The sequence below is a fragment of the Paenibacillus nicotianae genome (assembly GCF_042681745.1).
Classification (GTDB): domain Bacteria; phylum Bacillota; class Bacilli; order Paenibacillales; family Paenibacillaceae; genus Saccharibacillus; species Saccharibacillus nicotianae.
Map to the genome: position 1 here is coordinate 928,783 of NZ_JBHUGF010000010.1, position 26,446 is coordinate 955,228.

Here is a 26,446-nt window from a genome sequence, read left to right on the forward strand (position 1 = left end):
GTGTTGAAGATGGAATTAGAATTGTCTCAATTAGGATCATGTGAATTTTATCCACCGGCTGAAAATAGTACGATTCGTGATGCAGAGAAATGGATGAATACCACATTTCCCAAAGCTCTAAAACAATTATGGAAAAAAAGTGATGGATTATATACAGATGAAGGCGTATTGATCTATGGAGCAGAACAAATTGCAGAACGCAATCAGACATGGGAGACTGATCTGTATGCAGAAGGGTATGTAGCTATTGGTGACGATAGCGGAGGCAGAGTATTGATTATGCTGGCTGAAGCTGGAGCCAAAGATGTATGGATTGTAGATGGTGGAAGTATGAGTCCAGATGACGGAATGCATGTAACGGATCATTTTGTACGTTGGGTGAATCAAGGCCTGGAATTAGGTGAATCTGAAGAAGATGAATACATAGACGATGATGAAGATATAGATTAATGCTGTATGTCTAACATCATTATTGCTAAATTGGATAAAAATCCTCTATTATGTCATTTAATATAACATTAAAATTAAATTATGTACTTTTTAATTTATTTATGTTATATTAATGAACATTTAAATGACGTAATTTCAAATGGGTCATGTCATAAGAGGAGGGATTAATAATGAATAGTCATCTGAACGGTATTGATATATCTTCTTTGCCTAAAATAGATTTACATGTTCATCTGGATGGAAGTTTACGCCCGCAGACAGTACTTGATTTAGCGGAAAGTCATGGGGTTCTATTGCCGACGACAGATAAGCATGCATTACTCTCCCATATGCAGGTGAATGAAGATTGTAGTAGTCTGCAAGACTATTTAAGCAAATTTCATTTTACAACTCGCTTTTTACAAACGGCTGTTGCTTTAGAACGGGTAGCTTTTGAAATTGTGGAAAAAGCAAACAGGCATCACTGTAAATATATCGAGATTCGCTTTGCTCCTCAATTGCATCGTGAACGTGGATTGTATACAGAAGAAGTGATTCATTATGTGCTTGCAGGTCTGAAGCGTGGTGAACAACAGTTCGGTGTACGGGCGCGTGGGATTGCGATCTGCATGCGTCATCATGATCATCAACAAAATATGGAAGTGATTCATGCTGCTTCAAAATATATAGGAAAAGGTCTGGTCGCTGTCGATCTAGCCGGTGACGAAGCATCATATCCACCTGAATTATTTCGTGAGATTTTTGCAGCTTCTCATCGTAGAGATATTCCAGTCACTATTCATGCAGGAGAAGCGGCAGGAGCTGCTAATATTCATGAAGCGGTATCCAATCTAGGAGCTACACGCATCGGTCATGGTGTACGTTTGCAAGAAGCTCCGGCGATTATGGATATGATGATTGCCCGTCAGATTCCGCTTGAAATGTGTCCGGTGAGCAATATTCAGACCAAAGCGGTATCCAACTGGGAAAGCTATCCGATTCGAGATTATTTTGAACGTGGATTGATGATTACAGTCAATACAGATAATCCAGGTGTATCGGGCACAAGTATGACCAAAGAATATCGTATTCTAGCAGAGCGCTTTGGCTTTACTCCGTCTGAATTAGGTAAAATCGCTATGAATGGAGCTCAGGCTGCTTTTTTAGAAGAAAGTGAAAAAGCTAAATTAAAACGAGAATTGCGAGAAGAATTTGCTAATCTGGGCATTTCAGTATAAAAAAATTCATCTCAATATTGTTGGTATACTATTTCATTTGGTGCAGATATTTGATAAATAAATGTAAAGCATTGTAGATATAGTAAGATATGCTGAAGTATTATAATCGCGTATCTTAGTCAGAGGATATCGACAGCCTTACAAAATCGAAAAATATCACCATACACAATAGAATCATATGATCATGCGCAAGACTTTCCGTTAGAAGAGGAAAGTCTTTTTTGCGTATGTTTGGTCATGCGCTATAAACAGGTTTGTCTTGTAATACAGCAAGTAATCGTTAGAAAAATATACAAAGTATCGTATGTGTAAGTGTGCGTTCAATACTCAATTCAATCTAGAAGATCACCATTATAATAATAGTCAGTACTACATATAATCCAATGCAAAGGGGACAAGTACGTCATGACCTTATTAGATATTTGTAAATTAAAAACAGCCACTTATCTACAAGAACGAGTAATCACGGAACCTATATCTACAACGAATGAAGCATTGGAACAATGGACAGAATATATTCAATTACCTGCACAGTATAGACACGCTTTTTTGGAAAGTTACAGTAAGTCTGAACAAGAATTCAACTCCTTAACCGATCATCTGGCTCCAGATATAAAGTTGGCAGATCAACAGAAATGGATCGATGATCTACAGCAATTGATGAGTAATTTTGATGCTAATGAAAGTGTGTTATATGCGGTAAAAGGGCATATTCCTACAGATCACCCTTATTTGTGTTTTACATATCCTTTTTTACGCTGGATGCAACAGATTATTGATACCGATATTCCTCAGACTTCTAAAGTGGATCAACAAGCAGTTGTATCTGCAATTTTGGAAGCAACGTTACAGACAGTACTGAAATTATCTGTGAAAGTCTTAACAGTAGAGATTAACAAACTTAGTAAGCATTCGTTGTTAATAGGAAATACTCCTGAAGCAAGATATCAGAATTTTTGTAGTAAGTTGCAACAACGGCAGTACTTTACACAGTTAGTTTATGAGTATCCAACGATGTTTCGCATGATTATTGAAGAAAGTATACAGCAGAAAAACTTTTTACTTGAAGCAGTAGAACATTTGATTTCAGATTTTAATCAGATTCAAGATCGATTTGGAGTATTAGGAGCTTTGACCGCGATAGAAATGAATAAAGGAGACAGTCATTGTGGTAAGAAAACGGTGCTGATCTGCGGATTTGAACATGGCAAAGTGGTATACAAGCCTAAGCCTTTGCAAGTGAATATTCATGTGAATCAGATTATCGAATATATGAATAATCAAGGACTAGAATATCCCATTAAGCCTTTGCCTGTAATCGCTTATGAAGATTATGGATGGCAAGCTTATATCGAACAAGTCAGTAGTACATCAGAAGCAGAGATTGAAGAATTGTATTACAAAGTAGGCGTATATATCTGCTTATTACATGTGCTGATGGGAAGTGATATGCATGCTGAAAATGTAATTATGTCAGGCAATAATCCATATTTTGTAGATTTGGAATCTTTATTTCAAGGCTATGATAGTCAAGATTTGCATGAAGAGACTGCTTATAAAAAAGTACTTTATAACATTAAAGATTCAGTGATTCGCACCTGCTTGTTTCCTGCCAAATTGGATAAACAGTCGAATCTGGATATCAGTGGTCTGACCGGAGCTGGAGACAAAACTATCGCCAAAGGAAAATTTGCATTTGAACATAACTATACGGATCAGATCAAGCTAGTTCGTACCAGCTATACTACTACCTACAAAAAGAATATCCCTTTGCTTAATGGGATAAGAGTAGACCCGAGACACTATGTCACTTCAATCGTCAAAGGATTTGAAAAAGCATATCAGATTATCGCTCAGCACAAGCCGGATTTTATCGGACAGCATGGATGGATTCGGAATTTTGCTAAAGATAAAGTACGTACGATTGTGCGTAATACCAGTGATTACAGTACATTATTAAATGCTTCGACCAACCCGAATTATTTGATAGATGCGTTATATCGTAATCGTTTATTTGACCAGATGTGGGCGATTTCTAGTCGTAATCATCGTCTGTTACCTATTATTCCAGCCGAAATTTATGATTTGTTGCATATGGATATTCCGTATTTTTATTCGTATGTCGATCATACATCGATCTATGATAGTCGTGATAACGAATACGAATTTTTCCATCAACAAACTTTGTTAGATCGAGTCATACAACGTATAGAAGCTATGGATGATCAGCATATCGATCAATCATTTCAAGTGCAGATGATTCAGACCGCATTAGCTACACCTATCAAAAAGTGGGATCTCAAACAATATAAAAAAGATTATCGTTCTTATGATCATTTGGAACAGAAGCCAGCATCTTATTTTATTGAAGAAGCGATCCGAATTGCAGATCAACTTATTGCTCTCAGTACTACTACCACAGATTTTGCTGATATTAGTTGGAAAAATATAACGATTGGTAATGATGAACAGTGGATTATTAATCCGTTAGATAATTCTTTATATGAAGGATTACTTGGAAATGCCCTATTTTTCGCTATTATATATCAGATGACCGAACAAGCTCGTTATCTGGATGTAGTTGAAAAAATTCTTGTCGCTGTTAATCTGGACAAGATGCTTTATAACAAACCGCAATCGTTATCTGCGTTTACAGGAGAAGCCAGTTATGCCTATTGCTATTACTATTTAGGTCTATTGTTACAGCGTCAAGATCTTAAAGAGCAAGGCATACAGCATATTTTACATTGTGGCAAACAAATAGCAGAAGATGATCAATATGATCTGATGGCAGGTTGTGCCGGAACATTGCTTGTAGCGCTACAAATATATCAAGATTGTGTTAAAGATGAAGTGTTATCAATAGCGATCCAATGCGGAGAACATCTGATCAAGCATGCTAATCAAATAAATGATCATAGTATAGGCTGGAAAAATGCAATCGGCGATGGCAGTGTACTTACAGGTATGTCACATGGCAATGCAGGTATAGCATGGGCGTTAGCGGAGTTGTATGAAGAGACCCGTATAGACACATTTCGACATTGTGCGATTCAAGCTCTTGCTTATGAAAGGGAAATGTATTCACCGCAAGAAAATAACTGGTTTGATCTACGTAATCGCCAGAATCGTATCCAAAAAAACTTTCCAGAACCTGTGAATTGGTGCCATGGAGCACCAGGCATCGGTATGGCAAGAATCAAAGTATTTAATATTATTGCTGAACAACAGACAGGTAATGAGATTGAGCGAGCGATTGAAAAAACACTACAAGAAGGATTAGGAGGTAGCGACTGTCTGTGTCATGGATCAATGGGGAATATAGACCTGCTATTGTTATCTGCCCAACATCTAGGTCAGCCTGAACATTTAGATATCGCGCAACGTATTGTCGGGGATCTGGTTCAGAGTGCTCAAGCGGATCAATGGTACAGTGGTATCCCGCAGACAGCTCAAGTACCGACGCTGATGATTGGCTTAGCAGGGATTGGTTATCAATTATTACGTACTGTTGATCCTTATCGTATTCCATCAATACTCACACTGGAATTACCTCATCTATCATAAAGATCAATAGGTAAAGACGTTCATTTCAAACGTAAAGGAGAATAGATAATGACAAATGATACTGTGCTGACCGCTAAAAATATTGTCAAATCTTATGATCATGTCAAAGCGTTAAATGAGATATCGATTGATGTTCAAAAAGGAGAATTTGTAGGTATTATGGGTTCCTCTGGCTCAGGGAAAACAACATTATTGAACGTATTATCTACCATAGATCATATTTCAGACGGCGAAATCTTTATCAATGGAATAGAGATCAGCCGATTGAACGATAATCAGACAAGTGATTTTCGCAAAGACTACTTGGGATTTATTTTCCAAGAGTATCTGTTATTAGATAGCTTAACGATTCAAGAAAATATAGCTGTACCGTTAACATTACTCAAAAAAAAGCCGGCTGACATTGAAGCTTCTATTCAAGCATTAGCCAAACGTTTTGGTATCGAAAATCAGTTACACAAATATCCAAATGAATTATCTGGTGGACAACGCCAAAGAGCTGCCGCAGCCAGAGCGATGATTAAAAATCCAAGTATTTTATTTGCAGACGAGCCGACAGGTGCACTTGATTCTAATTCTGCTCAAGAACTGTTAGAGAAACTTAAAGAAATTAACGAAGAGTTATACACTACGATTCTGATGGTCACTCATGATGCATATTCAGCAAGTTATGCGAACCGAATTATTATTTTAAAAGATGGACAGACGATCAAGCAATTGCACAAAGCTCAAAAAAGTCGCCAAACGTTTTTTGAAGAGATATTAGAAGAAATTGCAGCTCTTTCAAATCGAACTCTTTCTACCAGTATATAAGCGTAGGATAAAGAATCGTTAAAGGAGGTCTATATGTGAGTTTGTTCCGTATTGTACAAAAGAATTTGAAAAAAAATCTATCTTTTTACTCTTTATATTTAGGTTCAGTTGCTTTTGTACTGATGATTTTTTATTTCTCTATTTCTTTTGGAAGCAATGATCTGATCGTGTCTCGTTTAATGGGGGATAACAAGTTACAAGCGATGATTAAAGTCGTGTTACCTCTACTTATGGCTTTTGTATTGTTTTATATGTCCTACTCCAACACATTTTTTATGAAGCGAAGAATGAAAGAATTGAGTATTTATGCATTGCTTGGTTTTAATAAACGTAAAGTAATTTTGATTTTATTTTTAGAAAATATTTTTATTTGTTTGCTGGCACTTGGTATTGGCATTATAGTCGGTGGTATTGTGTATATAGCATTGATTCAGATCGTGATTCAATGGCTTAGTATTTCGTTAGATGAGTCTAGTATTGTATGGTTCAACAGCGATGCAGTGCTGATTACTGTTTCTTTTGTTGCATTGGCATTAATCGTTTTATTATTTTCTAATTATCGATTTATTCGTAAGCATACGTTACTTGATCTGGTCAAAGTTGAGGGGACACGCGAGAAACCTATTCAACTTAAATTATGGAAAGCGATGGTTGGTTTTGTTTCTCTTGTCGCTGGCTATATACTGGCACTTGATATTAAAAGAGGAGCCGATTCTTTATGGGTGACGGTCGGATTTGCTCCGCTATCCATGTTGACATTTATCCTGATTGTGGTTGGAACGATTCTGTCTATTCATTCTTTTTTACCGTATGCTTTAAATAAAATAAAAGCCGCTAAACATTCTTTTTATCGGGATACGATGATTATCACTATTCCTCAATTTGTACAGCGGATTACTAGCAATTCGAGAACACTGATTGTTTCTACTTTGATCTCTGCTACAGCATTAGGATTATTAGGGGCTGGAGTGATTACATTTTATTATCCGGTCAAAGCGATTGAACGTACTAATCCGGCTGCGTTTGAATTTCCGATACAAGGTGAAGGATTAACTCAGAAAGCGTTAGGTATTGTGAAGCAGAATGTTGATGCAGATCATATTCAATCCAAACAAACCACTATACTGGAAGTACAATCATCTTCAAAAAATCTACCTTTTGAGTATAGTGCTAAAGAAAAAGCTGGTTTTGATCTGATCTCAGCCTCTGATTATCAAAGCTCATTAGTATTGCAAGGCGATGCTCAGAGTATGAATGATCTAACAGGTAATCAAGCTATTTTTATCAAATACAATCAAAATAATGTAGATGAACGTGGTAAAGTCTACACATTAATACCTCCACAAGGTAAACCTATAGATATAGATATTAAGTACACCACACTTGAAAATACTATCTCTTTTGCCAACAGTGTAGGTACATTAGTAGTGCCGGATACTCTATATCAGCAGATTCAAGCAACAGGAGTACCTTCACGTCAGATTATGAGTATTTATGGTGAGGGGTTGCGTAGTAACTCGGTTGTTCATGCGCAGTTAATTCCACTTTTTGCAGACAATGTTTATTTTCAAAGTGCGATAGGAAAACGAACTACCTTTTTACAAGCGAACAGTTCATCCTTATTGATTAGTATTTTTGCAAGTACGATCTTTTTAATCTCGACAGGAAGTATTTTGTACTTTACTAATATTTCGAATACGTACTCCAAAATCAATGATTTTAGAATTTTAGAAAAGTTAGGATATCGTAAATCAAAAATCAAAAAAATCGTCAACTATCAAATTTTTATTACACTGATTATTCCATATATTCTAGGCAGTCTGCATAGCATTTTTGCTTTAGAATGTTTCAAAACATTGATGCCTAACTTGATTGGAGATTCCAGTGCATTCTGGTTACCGGAGATTGTAGCGATCGGTATATTTACTGTGATCTATGGAGTGTATTATCTAATCACTCAGTATTCGTCGTATAAAGTGATCTGGGGTCGTAAAGTTAAAGTTGCTAATGCATCTCCACCTCCCAATTCTAAAGGGTATGTGTCTTCTTTCGGAAAACGTCGTGCACGTAGTTATAAATAGTATAGTTGTTACAACTTTGGTTTCATTATGGATTCACTACAGAAAAGAAATACACAATACAAGTGTATTTCTTTTTTTGTTTTATTTGTATAAATGATCTCGATCCTATTTATTATTTTCACATAAAATCATAAAATTGCGCTTTTTACTCACTCTAAAATATGTAATTATTGGTATTTTTAGTGTGTAGTTATTAATTGCTACAAATGATGCAGGGAGGAGGCGTGCTATATGAAAGAATTATTTGTAGATTTGTCGGCGGTGGAAGATATTACAGAAGCTGAGTTACAAGCAGCAGTAGCTCCAGGCGATGGATGGATTACAACTTTGACGGACGATTGCCCGAACTCCATTATTGTGTGCTGTTAATTTGATGTTGTCAGGCGAGGAACTTAAAGGAACATAGCAGTTTACTGCATACTTACACACTTGAAATCAATATGGCTCAAAGTGATTCACCAATACAATCTGAAGGAGTGTTTGAATATGAAAGAATTATTTGTAGATTTGTCGGCTGTTGAGGATATTACAGAAGCAGAATTACAAGCAGCAGTAGCTCCAGGTGATGGATGGATTACAACTTTAACAGATGATTGTCCTAACTCTATTATTGTTTGTTGCTAAATGATCGAATAATAATATGGAATATAGAGCCGATATCTAAGGATATCGGCTTTACTTTTTTTTACAAAAAAGTGGTATATTATACAAGGGACTATAACTATTGATGACATAGCACAGAAAGGTATTCTATATGCATGATAAATACATAAAGCAACAGATATTCATCCTTTTTAATCAGACGTTAGTAATTAGTTTTTTGTATTATCAATATATTCAACATTTGAATAGTAATATCTCAAACATAATGTCACTGGTTGTTATATCTATCGCTATTTATGTGTTGTCTTATATTAAAATGACGAATTTGAATGGTAGTGTGATTTTAAATCAATTTGCGAATCTATTGTTATTATATTCATGGCAAATTCTTTTAATGTTTGGAAAAGATCCTTTCTTTTATTATATAGTGGTTTTTTTGAATGTGATTGTGTCTTATACATTATTGCGTTTTTTGTTGCGTTTTATTTTTCAAGATTCTGCTTATATGCACAAAAAGCAAGTGGATTGGATATTAAAAGTGATCTCATTATTAACGTTGATCTCGATTTATAGTAAGCAATTATATTCGATTATGTTTTTCTGGCAATGGGTCATTAGTGGAATTTTAATTGTTATTACAGTATTTAAAAATAAAAAACGAATTCAATTTTTTCTTAATAAACAATCGAAAAGTCTAACGTATGCCCTGATGATAACGGCTATTCCTTTTGGAACCTATATTTTATTTATGGATAAAGCGAAAAATGTATTTACCAATATGGTATTCTATTTTATTTTTATTTTTCCGTTATATGCGGTTTACAGTATTGTGCAAAATAATGTCAAAGGATTTATACAACTCACCCAGCTCAGTACATTGAACAAATGGATACTAATGGTAGTATCTGTGGTGGGTGTCGGTATACTTGGTCAAGTATTCAAAGTCGCTCCTTTATTTTATATGATTGTTTTTCATTCTATCGTCTGGTTGTTGATCTTTTATTATCTTTTATTGTACAAACAAATTAAGCAGTCTTTAGAAGTGAAACAAGCTACACAGCAGAAGCAATATGATTCATATGTGAGTAGAGTGACACAGATTGCTAAAGAAGAACAGATCAAAAAAGAATTTTCCAATTACTTGCACGATGAAATATTACAAGACTTATTAGCTGTCAAAAATATGATGAACAAATCCAATAAAGCAGAAGTACAACAGATGATTACAGAAACATTAACTCAATTGAACACATCGATTCGTAACCAGATGCAAGAATATCACCCTACTTTATTGAGTTCATTAACACTCAAGCAAAATTACGAGAATCTGTTGCAGATTATTAAAAAAACCTATGCTCATAAACAAATAGCTGTTTTATTCACCTGTAAAGATGATCTATTTTTAGTCGAGCCGTATCATTTTATTTTGTACCGTCTGATCAAAGAACTTACAACAAATGCATTCAAACATTCACATGGAAGTCAGATATGGATCAAATTAACCCAGCATATGGAGCAGATTCAGCTAACTGTTGAAGATGATGGAGTAGGTCTGGATCCTACTGAATATAAGCATAAGCATGGACAACGCGGACTGTATTCGATTCAAGAGCAGATTGCATTATTAGAAGGAACGATGAGCTTTAATATACGTAAGCCTCATGGATTGAGTATTCAAATCATACTCCCTATGAAAGGAGAACAATCTTATGAATATTTTATTAATCGATGATCATGTATTATTTGCCAAAAGTTTGGAAATTGCTTTTGAAGATTACACAGAAGTGAGTAGCTTTCGATCGGTGCAAGAAGTGGCAGAAGTGATAAAAAGGATAGAGGAAAAGCGACCAGATATTTTGTTGGTAGATATTAATTTAAGCAATATTAGTGAAGAAGATGGCTTGATTGTAGCCCAATCGATCTCTAACGCCTACCCTGATTTGAATATTGTGATTTTGACAGGATTTGACCTTCCCGTCTATCGTTACGAAGCCAAAAAAGCAGGTGCACGTGGATTTATCAACAAAAATGTATCTCCTGATCAGTTGTTACATATCTTGCTTCAGATTCATGCAGGTTGTACGTATTTTCCAGATGAAGAAGACGAGATTGAGCAACTCACCGAGCAGGAGACCAAAATTTTGCAAATGTTAAGCGATGGATACAAAAGAGAAGAAGTAGCAGATAGCCTGTTTATTAGTAAACGGACTGTATCGAATCATATTCAACATATTTTTGATAAATTACATGTCAATTCAGCATTAGAAGCAGTAACGAAAGGGATCAAATTAGGTTATGTCAAAACGTATAAGCAGTCATAGTTGTGTATACTTAAAAATCTCGAAGTTCATCAAAAAGTTCGTATAAACTGTCTTTATATACAAGCAATTTGCCTTGTTCACCTAATTGTTCTTGTAGTTCTGTTAATAGTTCGTCTAACACAGTATAGATTTCTTCGCGTTCAATCGTGTCAATAATGCCACGACCCCGATCCATTTTGTTAAACGTTTCGGTATATTCAGTGACCATCTTTTCCAACATGGAATACACTGTATCTGCATGGATAGAGGCATCAATCATCCGTGTTGTAGTCAGCATTTTTTTATAAGATTGAGCAGCTTTTTTGGCATTAGTAGCCGAAATATGTTCACGTCCATCCCAATCGCGAAAAGGGTTAAGTAGATTTTCAGCTAGCCATTCCGGTTTGCGAGGTTGGGTGATGGAGAGATCCAGTCCTAGAGTAGCAGCTTTTTTGTATTTCGTTTTGACCGATTTGGCTACATTGGCTGGAATACTGCTCATCCATAATGTCGATAACTTGGGTAACTGCTCAGGAGATGGGAACTCATCTGCTTCGAATCCGAATAGATCATCTGTGTTCAAAGTTTGCAAATAAGGTAGTTTTGCTAGATTTTGTATATGATGTACAACACCTGGCTTGCCTGATATTCGTAGTTCGGTCAAATAAGGAAAGCGCTCCACTATAGTATTGATATCTATCTCTTGTATACGAACTAGAGATAATCCAGCTAAATGATCTAGACCATGAAACTGGAAAAAATAGTTCCAACATTGTAAATCAATAAATCGTCCATCAGATTCACTATGAATATGCAGATCAGGAGAAGGTTCACTATTGAGCATAAAATGTACAAGATCATCATTAAGATAAAGGGTAATAAGATGATCTGGTTCTAGCATCAAACGATTTAAATGGCTCTGTCTCAGATCAAGTTCAGTCACTATCGAAGATTTCCATTGCAATTCGTGAATAAGAGGGTTCTGGTTGATATAGTGTGCTAATTCTAGCGTACCTTGTTCAGTCTGGATCGATATTAGGCAAGGAAGCTTGTCCAATTCAGAGAAGTCTTCTATCTTTTGCAATATGAGATCGTTAATTCTTGTCGTATTTTGAGGTAATGTCTGACCACCTACCACTACTTCGATATCTGGAGAAGCTGATTTGAATAGGTTTCTTTTCGTCGCATCAATACGTTCCCAGCGACGTTGGTTATGGATGCTATTGCCGTTATACCAACCGCCAGCGTAGCTTGTTACTTCTTGATCCACTAGAGGAGGAATATTCCCTACAAATGAGTATTCCGGAGGCACGTTGGCACTCACATAGTTATGATCGAATCGATCATTCCAAAAATAAAAGTTGCACACTAACGGCTTCATCGTATGTAATGTATCTTCATCAGGCAATGTATCTCCTGTCCAGTCTAATTCTAGAATAGCGGCTAGTGGAGGTTCTTTTGGAGATGATCCATCTTTAAGATGAGTGACCTGACAGGCTACATATTGCTGTAGCTTTTGAGAAAAAACACAATAGATATCTCCAACTTGAGGTAGCATCATTTTATCCTTTCGTGTATAAATATAGAATGTATGAATTGTACTCAGTATAGCAAAAGCATTTCAGTAATACGAACAATATCTCACGAAAATGAGTAGGCTATGTAGACTAGATTGACCCCAAAGGAGATTACATAATGAGCGAGATGAAGAAGTATATGAGTGTCGTAAGACTGGGACACAAAACGACTGAGAATGTTCTTCAACCGGGTGATCCTATTATTATTCAAGAAAAACTCGCTGGAGCCAATGGATCATTTAAGCTAGAAGAAGGCGAAATAGTAGCTTTTTCACGCAATGAACGATTGACCGAGCAAAATAATCTACAAGGCTTTTATGAATGGACACAGACGTTAGATGCTAACCAACTACGAAGCGATGTCGTTTATTTCGGTGAATGGCTGACCAAGCATAAAATCAATTATGGAGACTTGACCAAACAGTTTTTTCTGTTTGATCTATATGATATAGAGAAAGAGAAGTATATCCATTTTACAGAAGTGAAAAAAGAAGCAGAACGATTGAAATTGAATCTGATTCCTGTATTTTATGAAGGGGAATATCAATCACTGGAACATCTAGAATCTTTTATCGGACAGACAGCGCTTGGTGTCAAAAAAGGGGAAGGCATTGTTGTCAAAAATGTAGATTATCAAGATGTCTATGGCAAGCAATTGTTTGTAAAGCTGGTGATTGATGCATTTAAAGAAGTGCAACGTATCAAAAAGCCCAAAGATCCTAACTTTCAATCTGCTGAAATCGAAGCAGTACAATCAGTGCTAACCAGAGCACGAGTTGAAAAGTGGGTCTATAAATTAGTCGATGAAGGTGTACTTCAAGCCAATTTTGGTATGCAAGATATGGCAATGATTTTGAAGCGAATCACCCCACGAATTGTAGACGATATCGTGCAAGAAGAAGGCGAACAAATTGCTTCATTCGATCTGAAAGAGATTCGTAAAGTGATCGGCAAGCAGTTGCCACTATTGGTCAAAGAAGTGATAGAAAAAAAATAGTAGAATAATAATGGCTTACAATAAGCGTGTAGATCAATCGACGCGCTTATTTTGTAATTGTCTGATTTGTTTTATTTGTTGCAAAGTTATTTCAATATAATCTGATCGATCATACTCTTTAAATATAAATAACGATTTATTGAAGAGTTTTTCTGCGCTATTATAATCTTGTGTATTTTTTTTGATATACGCTTTTTGATAAAATAATTCTCCGTATAAAAATCCACTATATTCTTGTTTGCAACTTTCAATTCCTATATCGCAAAACTCATCAGCAAGTATATATTCATTTAATCGTGTATAAGTTTTGCTAATATTATACAGTAATCTAACATATAATTTGAAATTGGAAATAATATCAGATTGTTTGTAGAGTTCTAATGCGTTTTTAAATATATCTATAGCTTGATGATAATCACATTCTTCACTTTTAATAATGGCGTAACTATTTAAAATATGAATATCTTGTTCAGTTTTATAAGCAGAATTTTTTAACGTAATTGCATTTTCGAAACATTGATATGCAATTTTAGGATGATGTGAAATGTAATACTCTGTAATACCTTTATGCCATAAAATAAATTGTTTTTCTTCTAAAAGTTGAAATGAAGAATGAAGCTCATAATTTTTAATAAGTGTATTTAATTTATTATATTCTTTAGTATGTATATATTCACGAGCTTGTTTTTTGACAATATCTACAAGCTCATATTTTGAGATAGTAATACGATCAATAAAATAATTAGGATTTATTCCTAGCTTTTTGGAGATAGAAATTAAAGTATACACACATGGAATTACCTTTCCATTTTCAATATGACTTATTTCAGATTGACTACATATGTCTTGTGCCAACTCTCTTTGGCTTATCCCTTTGCTTTGCCGAAGCGTACGAATAAGGTAAGCTAAATTGTTTGAAATTAATTCCATATTTATAAAATAACTCCTTTGATTATTATTTTAATCATTTATGTTAATAATAGTTTTAAAAAGCATTATATTCAATCTTTTTATAGATATTATCTATATTTTGTTAAAAATATACAACTAATATTATGGTATAACATAATATTAAATAGCATCTATTCAAAGAAAGGATGATTTTTTTGAAAAAATACATTTTTATACTTTGTAGCACTTTTCTTTTTAATTTTAGCTATTTGACTACTCCTCCCATAGCGAATGTCACTCCTCCTCATTCAATAAATGAACTACCTTACGAGCATTAAATTTTAATATTAAGGGAGGATTATGATGAGAGTACTTGAATTACTCGAAAAGCTAAGGGAACAAAATGTGAAAATTTGGATAGAAGATGACCAACTAAAATATGGAAAAGACTTGCCAAGTGATTTGCAATATAGCTTTGAAGAACATAAAGATAAAATTTGGAATTTACTCAAAAATACTTCTCAAAGAAATTATACTTCTAACATTTCAAATATTTCTCCTCAAAATAGAAACTTTCCTATTCCACTATCATTTGCACAACAGCGACTTTGGTTCATGGAGCAATTACAACCTGAAAGTTCTTTTTATAATATTCAAGATATTCGATTAATTAAAGGCCCACTTAATTTAAACGCATTAAAAAAATCGTTATTAGAAATAATAAGAAGACATGAAATTTTAAGAACTACTTTTGAAGAAAAAAATGGACAACCAATGCAAATTATTTCTTCTCAACCAAATTTGATGTATTCATTTTTAGAATGGACTTCACTACCCAAAGAACAACAAAAAGTAGCCATTGAACAATTTATAAAAAAAGATTTTGATCAACCCTTTGATTTTACTACTGCATTATTTCGAACCAATGTGATCCAATTGGATCAAGAGGAACATATTCTGATTTTATCTATGCATCATATTATTTCAGATGGTTGGTCTATGGGGATTTTTTTTGCAGAACTTAATTCAATATATAGTGCTTTTATTCATGATTTACCCTCACCATTAGAGGATTTGAATATTCAATATGCAGACTATTCTATTTGGCAGCGAGAGCAGTTACAAGAAAAAAATATAGAAAAAGAATTTGATTATTGGAAAAAAAAGTTGCAAGATGCTCCTTATTTAATAGAACTTCCTTCAGATTTGCCTAGACCAGCAATACAGAATTATAACGGAAAATCTTTTGAAATACGTATACCTCAAAGAGAAGTCGAACAATTGGAAAAAATCTGTACTCATAATCAGGCTACACTATTTATGGGAATATTTACGTTATATAATATCTTGTTGCAAAGATATACCTATCAAGACGATATTATTGTAGGCACAGTAACTGCCAATCGTAGTAATGTAGAAATCGAAAATCTTATAGGTTTTTTTGTGAATACATTACCTATACGCACTCATTTTTCAAAGAATATGAATTTTATTGATTTACTTCAGCAAATTAGAGATAGTTGCCTAGAAGCATATACTCATCAACATATTCCATTTGAAATGTTAGTAGAACATCTTAATCCAAAAAGAGATTTAAGTTATACTCCTTTCATTCAGGCTATATGTGTTTTACAAAATAATACTAATGATAAAAATGTATTGCTACTAAACGATTTGCAAGTAGAAACTATAGAAGGGGATTATGATACAGTCAAATTTGATTTGTCTCTTTATGTTGTAAGAGAAGCTGAACAATTGATTTGTTATTTTGGATACAATACAGAGCTGTTTACAGAACAAAGAATACAGCAAGTAGCTGAAAGTTTTAGATATTTATTTACCGATGCTATTCAGTCGCCTTTCGAAAACATATACAAATTATCTATTTTATCTCAAGAAAACAAAAATGAATGGATATCGAAAGGACAAGCAAAAAAACATATACAACTATATTCAACAATTCATGAAAAGTTTGAACAACAAGTAAGGTTATATCCAAAAGAAATAGCAGTAAGCTATGAGCAAGAAAAACTAACTTACGAGCAACTAAATATGAAAGCAAATCAATTAGCTTCTTGTTTAATAGAGCATGGTGTTACACGTTCATCAAGAGTTAGTATTTGCTTAGATCGTTCGTTAGAAATAATGATTTCTATCATAGCTGTTTTAAAAACGGGTGCTGCTTATATTCCTATTGATCCTTATTATCCTAAAGAGCGTAAACACTATATTTTAAAAGATAGTGATAGTGAAGTTTTAATTACAGAAAGTACATGGAACAAAGATTTTGAAAAAACAAATTCTTTATTTATTCTTTTTTTAGATGAAGCCAGAGAGTATCTTCCTTATCAGTCTAATCATAATCCCGAGATTTTGTGTGATCCTTCTGATCTTGCTTATATTATTTACACATCTGGCACTACAGGGCAACCAAAAGGTGTAATGATTCCACATTCTAATGTTGTTAGGTTATTCGATAGTACAGATCGTATATTTGAATTTCAATCTAAAGATAAATGGTGTTTATTTCATTCTTTTGCTTTTGATTTTTCAGTCTGGGAAATGTGGGGGGCCTTATTTTACGGTGGTGAACTCATTATTATTCCTTATTGGATTAGTCGCTCAATAGACGAATTTTATCATTATATTCATGCTAAGCAGGTAACTATTCTTAATCAGACCCCTTCAGCATTTTATCAGTTTATTGAGTCAGATCGTATTTTGAATTTGACTTTATCTCTAAGAGTGATTGTATTCGGTGGTGAAGCACTTGAGCTATCTAAATTAAATTTGTGGCTTGAAAAATATTCAGACTACCATCCTATACTTATCAATATGTATGGTATTACTGAAACAACTGTTCATGTGACATATCGGCAAATAAAAAAATCAGATTTGATGAATGATAGTATGATCGGGCAAAAAATAGATGATTTAGAACTTTATATTTTGGATGAATATTTGCAGCCTGTTCCCGAAGGAGTAATTGGAGAGATTCATATTGGTGGGGCTGGACTGGCGATTGGTTATAATCATTTACCTGAATTAACAGACGAAAAATTTATTTCTCACCCTTTTGCTTCTCAAAAAAATGCTCGATTATATCGTACAGGAGATTTAGCTCGATTTCGAAAAGATGATATAGAATACATTGGTAGAAAAGACGAACAAGTAAAGATTCGAGGTTATCGAATAGAACTAGAAGAAATCCAAAAAAATATAAATGGTTATCCTGATATCCATCAAGCATTGGTAGTAGTACGAAAAAATGAAGCAGCTGAGTCAGAAATTTTGGCTTATTATGTTACTTTGGATCATAAAATCGTACATGCTGAGGATTTACGGAATTATTTGAAAAAACATTTACCGGCTTATATGATACCAAGTTGGTTTATACCTGTTGAACAATTCTCATTGACTTCAAATGGAAAAGTGGATAGAAAGCATTTACCGCATCCTACAATAATAAATAGTTTTACAAATAAACAAATTGTGGCACCAAAAAACGATCTGGAAAGGAAGATGCTTGAGATTTGGAAAAATATTTTAAATATAAGTGTGATTAGCACAGAACATAATTTTTTTGAGTTAGGGGGGCATTCGTTTACATCTATACAATTAATACGGCAAATTGAAAAAGTGGTAGGATATTCTGTGGCTGTATCTGTTATATTTCAAAATCCGACAATATCTAGTTTGGTTGAAGCTTTAGAGAATGATATTCCTCAGATACAAAGTAGTGCATTAATTGAATTAAGAAAAAGTAGTAATTCAAATAGTGTCGTATTTGTTCATCCTATTGGCGGAGATATATTCTGCTACGCTAAGCTTGTTCAGCTAATTCATACAAATCAATCTATATACGGATGTAAAGCACCTGGATTAGATAACGAGGAACCTGTACTATCTTCAATTTATAAAATGGCAAAACGATACAAAGACGATCTTAATGCTATACAAAAGTCACCAGAAATAATAGTGGGATGGTCAATGGGAGGAATTGTTGGATTTGAAATAGGGATGCAGTTATTTGAGGAATTTGGAAAAGCGCCCTTACTAATAATGATTGATAGTTGGAGCGAAAATATAATGTCTGAATTGATGTCCGAACAAGAAATTGTACAACAATTCATTATGGACTTTTTGAAAAGCATAAACGCTTCTAAATCATTAATTACAAAAAAAATACAATCACTGTCAGAACTTTATCAACTTTTACAAGAATCTAAAAACGAAAAAAATATAATCCAAATGTCTCAAATAGAAACATATTTTAATATTTATAAGGCTAATCTTATTGCGCTGCACCAATACAATCCGCAGCAAAAATATCCCGGACAAATTGTATTGTTAAGTGCTTCTGAACTGCAAAGCAATGACGATACACATGGATGGAGAATATGGTCAGAAAAAGAAATAGATGTGAAAACAATTGTAGGGGATCATTATACTATTTTACAACCGCCTGGTATTCATCAGATAGCAGATCATATTAATAAATTAATCGCTGATATCGATTCTGCTGAATCATCAGATTATGTGTAAAAAGCTCGTATTTATAAAATATACGAGCTTTTAAATTATCAAATCGTAAGTATAGATTTGAGTTGAACATTAATGAACTCCCCATTTAGGATCCCATGATTGTTGCTGTTTCCGTATTTGAATGATTTGCCCTACATGATAAGAAGTATGCATATTAAGGTGACTTAAATTCTCAATCCATTTCTCTATCGTTTCGTCAGAAGCTTGTTCGATGACTTGTTTCCAATTGGACATTATTTGATCTAATTGTTGTAATAATTCATTCCAAGAGGAACTAGAATCAGTATTAAAAGTATCTGAGTTTTGCTTCGGTTCTGGGAGAGTATCTTCATTTAGAAATTCACGTAAGTACTGCGTATTGTAGAAAATAAGATGTTCTACAATACCTCGAATACTATTAGTATCGTTATTGCTACGCCATATTGTTTGTTCTTCCGTTAAATGTGCAAGTGACTGAGTTGCACATACAAACCAGCCGCTTTCGTAATAACTATTTGCTAATTGAAACAAAATCAATTCTTTCATATTCATTATAATTGCTCCTTTAATTGTATTTTTATACTATTAATCCATTTTTATCTATTCAAATCTTTTTTTTTGAAATAAATATTATTGTCGTGTGAATTCAAACGACTATAAATCAAAGGAGAATGAATAATGAAATCTGATGAAACAGTAAAATATCAATTAACAGGTAGAGAAGATGAAGTACTTAAATTATTAATCAGCGGCTTGAACCATAGGGAGATTGCCAATCTTCTTGCTATCAGTCCCCATACTTCACGCGAATACATCTCTAGAATTTACTCGAAATTAAATGTATCTAATCGCGTACAATGTGTGATCAAAGCAATAGACATAGGATATGCGATTTAAAAAAATAAATAAACCCCTCATATGAGTAATTGCATAGTATTGCTGAATTATTACAATAGAATGACTACATTCATTTAAAGGAGTGAATACAATTGCCTTCCTATTCTGTTGAAAGCGAGAAAAAAACTAAAATTGTAGATATTTCCTCTTTTTTTAATAATGATGCGATAAGTTATGCTAATAATTTATCAGACGGTAGATTTAATGTATGGTGGAACACATTCCCAGCAGAAGAATTACCACCAAGTAATACTGAAATTGAAATTGAAGGTATTCCTTTTCTCTTTCCGTCGAAGGAAGATGGAGAAATGAATAACATGATTGTTGATGGTCAACTTATAGAGATAGAATCAGCTTTTTATGATTGGATTTATATCTTAGCCGCTGGGGAACGAAGAGCAGAAGATACAGTCTATTTGTATTACGAAAATGGCGAGATAGATCAAGAATGGATTAGAGTATCTGATTTTTGGCCAGGAGATTCTTTTTTTGGAGAACCGATAGGTATCCGAACCCAAAATATGCATTATCCACATCATATTCAACACAATCATCAACCAACAATTTGGTTACAACGTATTCCTGTACCTAGAATCAATTCACGTTTAAGTAAAATTTCATTTCCAAAAAATAAGGCGATCCATATTTTTGCAATAACATTAGTAAAATAACATTAAATAGTAATAGGAGATGTAAAATCATGAGAACGATTTTGGAGCCTATAGAGATTTGGAGACATGATCTTACGAGTTGTTTACAAGATAGTATCGCGACGTCTCTTATTCATGCAGGTATAGATCCATTACCAGTACTGGGTGCAAAATGGAATTTTTTTTATCCCAAAGGTGATTATCGAAAAGAAGAATATTATTATCCATGCCAAGATAATAATAATCCAGCAGAATCTTTAAGTACCTTTTTTCCTATTCATTCTAATTGGAATATACCACAGAATGAAGAACAAGGATGGGAACAACTGCTTGAACAGCTCCATGCAGGCAAGCCAGTTATTGTTGCAGTAGATAATTTTTATTTACCATTTCGTCCGGCATATAATGATGTACACACCAATCACCTTGTTGTTGTTTATGGTGTCGATTTTGAACAAGAATTAGTATATGTGTTAGACAATAAACCACCACAATTTAAAGGTGCTATACCTATAGAAGTGTTGAGGAAAGCAAGAAATTCTCTTAATCCTGGTAATGATCGTAGTCTTTATTTTTATACAGATAATCCTATTAAAAATCGCTGGTTAGATGTTGTCATTGAACAATTTGTTCCAGAATTAAATCAAGAATGGTTATATCAAGTTATCCATAGTAATTTGGATGGGTGGCAAGTAAATTCTGAAAATGATATATGGCTTGGTATTGATGGCATTGAGAAATTGCTTAATCAATTGCATATAAGGAGTACATTAAATGATCCTACAGCAATGGATGAACTTTACGTAGTCGGATGGACTATACAACAGCAAACAGGACTTCATGGTGATTTTTTGACTTCAATAGGATTACAGATGAATTTATTTCAAGTCGCAGAAATAGGTAGAGATGTAAACCGCTTAGCGCATTCATGGTCTAATCTTCGTATGTTAGGTGCACACTATCGCAATCATAGTAGTGAAATAGCCAGTCAAATAGAAAGTAGTGGACAACAATTGATATTTGATTATCAAAAGGTTTTTCAAAAAATGAGATCTGTAATCTCATAAGCTAGGGGTGTTATCTTGCAAAAACTAATAGTAATAGGTCTTGATGGTCTTAGTGCAGAATGGGTGAATCAATGGATAGACGATTTGCCAAATCTTAAAAAGATTATAAATAACGGGATTTCTGGAAAATTGAAAAGTATTATACAACCTGTTACGCCAGCAGCCTGGACTTCTATCATTACAGGCAAAGATCAAGGACATTTTGGATTTACAGATTTTATTTATCGCAAAGGAACTTCTTATAATGATATTGGATTTGTCCATTCTAAAAAGATAACAATACCAACTATTTTTAATATGTTATCCCAACATCACAAAAAAGTATGGACTTTAGGTGTACCTGTTTCTTATCCACCTGTATATATACCTAATGGAGGAAGTCTCTCATGCTTTATGGCTCCACAAAGTTCAGGGAAAATTACTTCTCCAGAAGAACTGAAAAAAGAGATAATCGAGTATCTTCAAGAAGATATCGTATTAGATGTAGTGATTGATGAAAAAGCAGTAGATTATCATCAATTGCAAAAAGATATACTTCATATGGATGAACAACGATTCAATACTTTGGATTATATTTTTAAACATAAAGAATGGGATTTGTTGTTCACAGTTTTTATGGGTACTGATCGCATTGGACATTATTTTGTTGAATTTCAAGATGACCAACATCCGCGCTATGATAAAAATAATGAGTATAAAAATGTTATTTGGGAGCATTATAAATACTGTGATCAGCGTATCGGAGAGTTACTTGATCAATTAGATGATCAGACTAATATAATGATTTTGAGCGATCATGGTATGCAGAAGTTAGAGCGCAAATTTAATATTAATGATTGGCTAATTCAAAAGGGCTATCTGGTTCTCAATCAAAATACGAATACTATAACTTCATTAGCACAAGCTTCTATCGATTGGGAGAAGACGATTGCTTGGGCTTCTGGCTATGGTGGGCAAATTTATTTGAATACTAGAGAGTTAGGTGGATTTGGGACTACAGATAACGAGCAATACAATATGTATTTAGAACAAATATCCGAACAATTAATTAACTATTTTAATGATATGAATATAGATATCGAATTATACACAGGCTCTGAATTATTTACAGGAGATCAGAAAGATAAATGTCCAGACTTATGTTTACAAATAGATGATTATCGGACATTAACATCAGATCGTATAGGAAATCCTGATTTATTTACAGAATCAAAAAAATTAGGTAAAGATGGAGGGGCACATGCTATAAACGGATTTATAGCCTTCGCAGGACCACAGATTAAACAAAACGGTGTTTATGATGATATGAATTTATATGATATCGCTCCAACAATTCTAAATTTATTCCAAGTTCCTGTTCCTAATCATTTCGAGGGAAGAATCCTTCATGCTGTAGAAGATGAAATATATTCAGCAGAAGACGAAGAAGAACTTGTAAATCGCCTTAAAGCATTATATTTAGATTAAAGGAGGATTTATATGAATAAATTAGCTATTTTAGGGGGAAAGGCTGCTGTTCCACTTTCGGCAAGAAAAGTAGAATGGCCCATAGTCACAAATCAGGATCATGAAGCAGTAAATCGTGTATTAGAAAGTGGCAAATTTACTTCAATGTCTGCTGGAGAATCTGAAGTAAGTAACTTGGAAAAGGAATGGGCTAATTTTGTAGGAGCACAATATTGTGTTGCTGTTTCTAACGGAACCACTGCACTTCATTTAGCTTTAAGTGCTTTAGACCTTAAGCCAGGGGATGAAGTACTTGTTCCTGCACTTAGCTTTATTGCAACTGCTCTTGCTCCTTTATATCATTTACTAATTCCCGTTTTTGTAGATATTGATCCTATTACTTTTAATATATCCTTAGATGATATGCAACGTAAAAGGAGTGAACGAACAAAAGCTGTTATTGTAGTACATCTTCATGGATTACCCGCAGATATGAATGAAATTCTTATATTCTCTCAAAAGTATAATCTAAAAGTTGTAGAAGATGCGGCACAGGCACACGGTGCGACTTATGATTCTAAGAATATTGGAACAATAGGGGATATTACTACATTTAGCCTTAACGTGAGCAAAAACTTACCAACTTGTGGAGAAGGGGGGTTAATTACAACTAATAATTATGAGTTGTATGAGAAAATGCTGATGAATCGTCAGTTTGGGGAATTAGTAAAAGAAGGTGAAAAAAGGGAATATATTCATCAGACAATGGGATGGAACTACAAATTAAATTCGATTCAAGCTGCTTTTACTAGAAGTCAATTAGAGCGTTTTGAAGAAGAGCAAGAAATACGCAATCACAATATTATTCAATTTTTAAAAAGTATTTCAGAATTACCTGGTGTTATTGTTCCTCAAATCTATTCTGATCGTACCCATGTATGGCATATATTAAGAATTAGATTCGATTCCCAACTTGCTGGATTGTTTGAACTGAAAAATGGACAGTTTCGTGAAGTTATCAAAAAAGTATTAGCTGCTGAAGGAGTACCTTTATCCGAGTATCAAAAAATTCCTTTGCAAGGTCACCAAGTATTTCAATATAAAAAAGGATACGGTGATGAGTATCCTTGGAAAATTTCAAATCAAACGTATGATTATCAAATAGAAGATACACCTAATACATTAGATGTTATTGAAAATACTCTTACGCTCCAAAAAATGCATCTTAATCCGAATAGTGATTTATTATTAAAAAATTATGCAGATGCTTTTTATAAATTGTTTGAGTATTTAAATATTGTGGAAAGTATAGGAAAAAATATAGAAGCTTTTCCACCTTGGACTGCATTCTCTCAGCATGAAATCAAAGGAGTTTTTTGATGGATTCTTATATGATTAAGGAAAAAGCATATAGCATCAGAAAGCATATTTTAGGTATGGGCAGTAGTCGTACAGGAGCACATATTGGAGGATCACTGTCGTCTACAGATATATTAGCGGTTCTTTTTTTTCATACTTTATCTATGCGACCATCAGAACCGAAATGGATAGAACGTGATTATTTTATTTTGAGTAAAGGACATGCTTGTTCAGCACTTTACTCTGTATTAGCAGAAAAAGGTTTTTTTTCAACAGATGAATTATCTACGTATTGTCAACCGAATACACGCCTAGCCGGTCATCCTAAAAAAGGATTACCTGGAATAGAATTTCCTACTGGATCACTAGGACATGGATTATCTCTAGCAGTAGGTACAGCATTAGCACTGAAAAAGCAAAAGAAATCAAATAAAGTCTATGTATTGATGGGTGATGGTGAGTTACAAGAAGGATCAGTATGGGAAGCAGCAATGAGTGCTTCACAATATCAATTAGATGGTCTGATAGCAATTGTAGATAGAAACCGTCTTCAAATCAGTGATCAAACAACAGAAGTTATGGGATTAGAGCCACTTCAAGATCGCTGGATATCTTTTGGATGGAATGTCCAAGAAATTGATGGACATTGTATTGATACATTAATGAATACATTCGCTAAAACTCCTTTTGAATCGTGTAAACCTTCACTCATTATTGCAAACACAATCAAAGGAAAAGGTGTGAGTTTTATGGAAAATAACAAAAAAAGCCATTATGTAAAATTATCTTCTAAATTATATCAAAAAGCGGTGGTTGAATTAAATAAAAATTGGGAGATGTGAATACTATCCTTAAAGATAAGTTGCATATCCAATCTATTGATGAATGGAGAGAGCATTATAAAGGGTCTTCTAGAGCAGTATATCGACTAAAATTACAAGAACTTGCAAGCCGATACGATCATATTTATTGCTTAGACAGCGATATGGGCGGACTAGAGAGTACATTTGGCTTACAATTTCCAGATCGGTTTATACAAGTAGGGATTGCTGAAGCAAATATGATGTCTATCGCTGCCGGTATGGCAGCTCAAGGAAATATTCCTTTCGTTAACACGATGGCTACTTTTGCTACTACGCGTGCCTGTGAACAAATCAAAGTTGATATTGCTTATAATAACTTGCCTGTAAAAATTATTGCTACCCATTCTGGTGTATCAGCAGGTTATTTGGGTCCTACTCATCATGCTTTAGAAGATATCGCTATTATGCGTGCTTTACCGAATATGCAGATCATGGTTCCCGCAGATTCTTACGAAACGGCTAAGGCCATAGAAGAAGCTGTGCATATCAATGCACCTGTATATATTAGGCTAGGTAGAGATGAAGAAGAATATATTTATAAAGAAGATTATACATTTACTATTGGTCAAAGTATGATGCTCAAACCTGGCAAAGATATATCGTTGATTGCTACAGGTATGAAGCCTGTAAATATGGCGCTCAAAGCACACAATATATTAGCCGATTTAGGTATCGAAGCTAGAGTGATTAATATGCATACGATCAAGCCTATTGATCAGAATATGATTATCCAAGCTGCAAATGAAACAAAATCTATAGTGACGATTGAAGAGCATAATATTATCGGTGGATTAGGAAGTGCTGTAACAGAAGTCACTTCACAATATTGTCCTATTCAAGTGATACGACTTGGCTTTGAAGATATATTTTGTGAAAAAGCAGGGAATCATCAAGAAATTTACGATCATTATCATTTTGATGTAAATCATATTGTTAAAACAGCTGTCCACATGTGTACCCATTAAAAGGAGGTTTTTATAATGAATTGTCCAGAATGTGATGCTTTAATTGTTGTTGCTGAAGATACGCGTGTCAATGAGGTTGTAGAATGTGAAAGTTGTCAGACTGAATTAGAAGTATTGAGTACCCAACCTATTATTTTAGCAGTCGCGCCAGAAATTGAAGAGGATTGGGGAGAGTAAAC

General features: G+C 34.0%; 22 protein-coding genes. 19 read left to right on the forward strand and 3 right to left on the reverse strand.

The features are described from left to right. Window positions 1-9 precede the first annotated feature (9 nt). From ACFSGI_RS08335 to ACFSGI_RS08375, 9 genes are all read left to right on the forward strand, one after another. Window positions 10-450, forward strand: coding sequence for an SMI1/KNR4 family protein (locus tag ACFSGI_RS08335; protein ID WP_204823681.1), 441 nt, complete (start codon window positions 10-12; stop codon window positions 448-450). Window positions 451-620: 170 nt separating this feature from the next. Then, the gene (gene add, locus ACFSGI_RS08340) at window positions 621-1,667 is read left to right on the forward strand and encodes an adenosine deaminase (RefSeq protein WP_204823682.1); all 1,047 of its coding nucleotides are present in this window, start codon (window positions 621-623) and stop codon (window positions 1,665-1,667) included. A gap of 405 nt (window positions 1,668-2,072) precedes the next feature. Further along, window positions 2,073-5,234 (forward strand): type 2 lanthipeptide synthetase LanM family protein, encoded by a 3,162-nt coding sequence (locus tag ACFSGI_RS08345; RefSeq protein ID WP_204823683.1) that lies wholly within the window; start codon window positions 2,073-2,075, stop codon window positions 5,232-5,234. A gap of 48 nt (window positions 5,235-5,282) precedes the next feature. Beyond that, window positions 5,283-6,047, forward strand: a complete 765-nt coding sequence (locus tag ACFSGI_RS08350; protein ID WP_204823684.1) for an ABC transporter ATP-binding protein — start codon at window positions 5,283-5,285, stop codon at window positions 6,045-6,047. A 35-nt stretch (window positions 6,048-6,082) separates the two neighbouring features. Beyond that, window positions 6,083-8,128, forward strand: a complete 2,046-nt coding sequence (locus tag ACFSGI_RS08355) for an FtsX-like permease family protein (protein WP_204823685.1) — start codon at window positions 6,083-6,085, stop codon at window positions 8,126-8,128. Between the two features lie 231 nt (window positions 8,129-8,359). Next, window positions 8,360-8,497, forward strand: coding sequence for a type A2 lanthipeptide (locus ACFSGI_RS08360; RefSeq protein ID WP_083243493.1), 138 nt, complete (start codon window positions 8,360-8,362; stop codon window positions 8,495-8,497). 60 nt (window positions 8,498-8,557) lie between these two features. Further along, window positions 8,558-8,752: a type A2 lanthipeptide gene (locus ACFSGI_RS08365; RefSeq protein ID WP_379282930.1), complete on the forward strand. Its 195-nt coding sequence runs from the start codon at window positions 8,558-8,560 to the stop codon at window positions 8,750-8,752. Window positions 8,753-8,996: 244 nt separating this feature from the next. Next, window positions 8,997-10,463 carry a sensor histidine kinase gene (locus ACFSGI_RS08370; RefSeq protein ID WP_204823686.1) on the forward strand — a complete coding sequence of 489 codons (1,467 nt, stop codon included), beginning with the start codon at window positions 8,997-8,999 and terminating at the stop codon, window positions 10,461-10,463. After that, window positions 10,441-11,052 (forward strand): response regulator transcription factor, encoded by a 612-nt coding sequence (locus ACFSGI_RS08375; protein ID WP_204823687.1) that lies wholly within the window; start codon window positions 10,441-10,443, stop codon window positions 11,050-11,052. The genes ACFSGI_RS08370 and ACFSGI_RS08375 overlap by 23 nt, the downstream gene beginning before the upstream one ends. Window positions 11,053-11,062: 10 nt before the next feature. Here the strand turns inward: ACFSGI_RS08375 and ACFSGI_RS08380 are convergent, their stop codons facing one another. After that, window positions 11,063-12,592, reverse strand: a complete 1,530-nt coding sequence (locus tag ACFSGI_RS08380; RefSeq protein WP_379282932.1) for a hypothetical protein — start codon at window positions 12,590-12,592, stop codon at window positions 11,063-11,065. Window positions 12,593-12,726: 134 nt separating this feature from the next. Here ACFSGI_RS08380 and ACFSGI_RS08385 point away from each other — a divergent pair, with 134 nt between their 5' ends. After that, entirely contained in the window at window positions 12,727-13,605 is an 879-nt protein-coding gene (locus tag ACFSGI_RS08385) for an RNA ligase family protein (RefSeq protein WP_204823689.1), read from the forward strand. 33 nt (window positions 13,606-13,638) lie between these two features. Here ACFSGI_RS08385 and ACFSGI_RS08390 read toward each other — a convergent pair whose 3' ends face one another. Continuing rightward, the gene (locus ACFSGI_RS08390) at window positions 13,639-14,535 is read right to left on the reverse strand and encodes a helix-turn-helix domain-containing protein (protein ID WP_204823690.1); all 897 of its coding nucleotides are present in this window, start codon (window positions 14,533-14,535) and stop codon (window positions 13,639-13,641) included. Between the two features lie 324 nt (window positions 14,536-14,859). Between ACFSGI_RS08390 and ACFSGI_RS08395 the strand changes: the two genes are divergently transcribed. Further along, complete coding sequence (locus ACFSGI_RS08395; RefSeq protein WP_204823691.1) at window positions 14,860-19,041, forward strand: non-ribosomal peptide synthetase; 4,182 nt, start codon at window positions 14,860-14,862, stop codon at window positions 19,039-19,041. 69 nt (window positions 19,042-19,110) lie between these two features. On the opposite strand, the gene ACFSGI_RS08400 is transcribed toward ACFSGI_RS08395, so the two are convergent. After that, window positions 19,111-19,572 (reverse strand): DinB family protein, encoded by a 462-nt coding sequence (locus ACFSGI_RS08400; RefSeq protein WP_204823692.1) that lies wholly within the window; start codon window positions 19,570-19,572, stop codon window positions 19,111-19,113. Window positions 19,573-19,698: 126 nt separating this feature from the next. On the opposite strand from ACFSGI_RS08400, the gene ACFSGI_RS08405 reads away from it, so the two are divergent. The 8 genes from ACFSGI_RS08405 (at window position 19,699) to ACFSGI_RS08440 (ending at window position 26,444) form a co-directional block, all read left to right on the forward strand. Further along, the gene (locus ACFSGI_RS08405) at window positions 19,699-19,917 is read left to right on the forward strand and encodes a response regulator transcription factor (RefSeq protein ID WP_204823693.1); all 219 of its coding nucleotides are present in this window, start codon (window positions 19,699-19,701) and stop codon (window positions 19,915-19,917) included. 92 nt (window positions 19,918-20,009) lie between these two features. Further along, complete coding sequence (locus tag ACFSGI_RS08410) at window positions 20,010-20,588, forward strand: hypothetical protein (protein ID WP_204823694.1); 579 nt, start codon at window positions 20,010-20,012, stop codon at window positions 20,586-20,588. Between the two features lie 29 nt (window positions 20,589-20,617). Next, window positions 20,618-21,634 (forward strand): BtrH N-terminal domain-containing protein, encoded by a 1,017-nt coding sequence (locus tag ACFSGI_RS08415; protein ID WP_204823695.1) that lies wholly within the window; start codon window positions 20,618-20,620, stop codon window positions 21,632-21,634. 15 nt (window positions 21,635-21,649) lie between these two features. Further along, window positions 21,650-23,101: an alkaline phosphatase family protein gene (locus ACFSGI_RS08420; protein WP_204823696.1), complete on the forward strand. Its 1,452-nt coding sequence runs from the start codon at window positions 21,650-21,652 to the stop codon at window positions 23,099-23,101. A gap of 12 nt (window positions 23,102-23,113) precedes the next feature. Further along, window positions 23,114-24,460, forward strand: a complete 1,347-nt coding sequence (locus ACFSGI_RS08425) for a DegT/DnrJ/EryC1/StrS family aminotransferase (protein ID WP_204823697.1) — start codon at window positions 23,114-23,116, stop codon at window positions 24,458-24,460. 11 nt (window positions 24,461-24,471) lie between these two features. After that, window positions 24,472-25,281 (forward strand): transketolase, encoded by an 810-nt coding sequence (locus ACFSGI_RS08430; RefSeq protein WP_379283937.1) that lies wholly within the window; start codon window positions 24,472-24,474, stop codon window positions 25,279-25,281. Continuing rightward, on the forward strand, window positions 25,278-26,267 hold the full coding sequence (locus ACFSGI_RS08435) for a transketolase family protein (protein WP_204823699.1): 990 nt from the start codon (window positions 25,278-25,280) through the stop codon (window positions 26,265-26,267). The genes ACFSGI_RS08430 and ACFSGI_RS08435 overlap by 4 nt, the downstream gene beginning before the upstream one ends. A 15-nt stretch (window positions 26,268-26,282) precedes the next feature. Beyond that, complete coding sequence (locus ACFSGI_RS08440) at window positions 26,283-26,444, forward strand: lysine biosynthesis protein LysW (protein ID WP_379282938.1); 162 nt, start codon at window positions 26,283-26,285, stop codon at window positions 26,442-26,444. The last annotated feature ends 2 nt before the right edge of the window (window positions 26,445-26,446 follow it).

Excerpts from the sequence above, each read along its gene's own strand:
- ACFSGI_RS08360 (WP_083243493.1), top strand. The coding sequence starts at position 8,360 with ATGAAAGAATTATTTGTAGATTTGTCGGCGGTGGAAGATATTACAGAA.
- ACFSGI_RS08335 (WP_204823681.1), top strand. The coding sequence starts at position 10 with ATGGAATTAGAATTGTCTCAATTAGGATCATGTGAATTTTATCCACCG.
- ACFSGI_RS08370 (WP_204823686.1), top strand. The coding sequence starts at position 8,997 with ATGTCACTGGTTGTTATATCTATCGCTATTTATGTGTTGTCTTATATT.
- ACFSGI_RS08385 (WP_204823689.1), top strand. The coding sequence starts at position 12,727 with ATGAGCGAGATGAAGAAGTATATGAGTGTCGTAAGACTGGGACACAAA.
- ACFSGI_RS08440 (WP_379282938.1), top strand. The coding sequence starts at position 26,283 with ATGAATTGTCCAGAATGTGATGCTTTAATTGTTGTTGCTGAAGATACG.
- ACFSGI_RS08415 (WP_204823695.1), top strand. The coding sequence starts at position 20,618 with ATGAGAACGATTTTGGAGCCTATAGAGATTTGGAGACATGATCTTACG.
- ACFSGI_RS08430 (WP_379283937.1), top strand. The coding sequence starts at position 24,472 with ATGATTAAGGAAAAAGCATATAGCATCAGAAAGCATATTTTAGGTATG.
- ACFSGI_RS08405 (WP_204823693.1), top strand. The coding sequence starts at position 19,699 with ATGAAATCTGATGAAACAGTAAAATATCAATTAACAGGTAGAGAAGAT.
- ACFSGI_RS08395 (WP_204823691.1), top strand. The coding sequence starts at position 14,860 with ATGAGAGTACTTGAATTACTCGAAAAGCTAAGGGAACAAAATGTGAAA.
- add (WP_204823682.1), top strand. The coding sequence starts at position 621 with ATGAATAGTCATCTGAACGGTATTGATATATCTTCTTTGCCTAAAATA.
- ACFSGI_RS08375 (WP_204823687.1), top strand. The coding sequence starts at position 10,441 with ATGAATATTTTATTAATCGATGATCATGTATTATTTGCCAAAAGTTTG.
- ACFSGI_RS08400 (WP_204823692.1), bottom strand. The coding sequence starts at position 19,572 with ATGAATATGAAAGAATTGATTTTGTTTCAATTAGCAAATAGTTATTAC.
- ACFSGI_RS08345 (WP_204823683.1), top strand. The coding sequence starts at position 2,073 with ATGACCTTATTAGATATTTGTAAATTAAAAACAGCCACTTATCTACAA.
- ACFSGI_RS08390 (WP_204823690.1), bottom strand. The coding sequence starts at position 14,535 with ATGGAATTAATTTCAAACAATTTAGCTTACCTTATTCGTACGCTTCGG.
- ACFSGI_RS08425 (WP_204823697.1), top strand. The coding sequence starts at position 23,114 with ATGAATAAATTAGCTATTTTAGGGGGAAAGGCTGCTGTTCCACTTTCG.
- ACFSGI_RS08350 (WP_204823684.1), top strand. The coding sequence starts at position 5,283 with ATGACAAATGATACTGTGCTGACCGCTAAAAATATTGTCAAATCTTAT.
- ACFSGI_RS08380 (WP_379282932.1), bottom strand. The coding sequence starts at position 12,592 with ATGATGCTACCTCAAGTTGGAGATATCTATTGTGTTTTTTCTCAAAAG.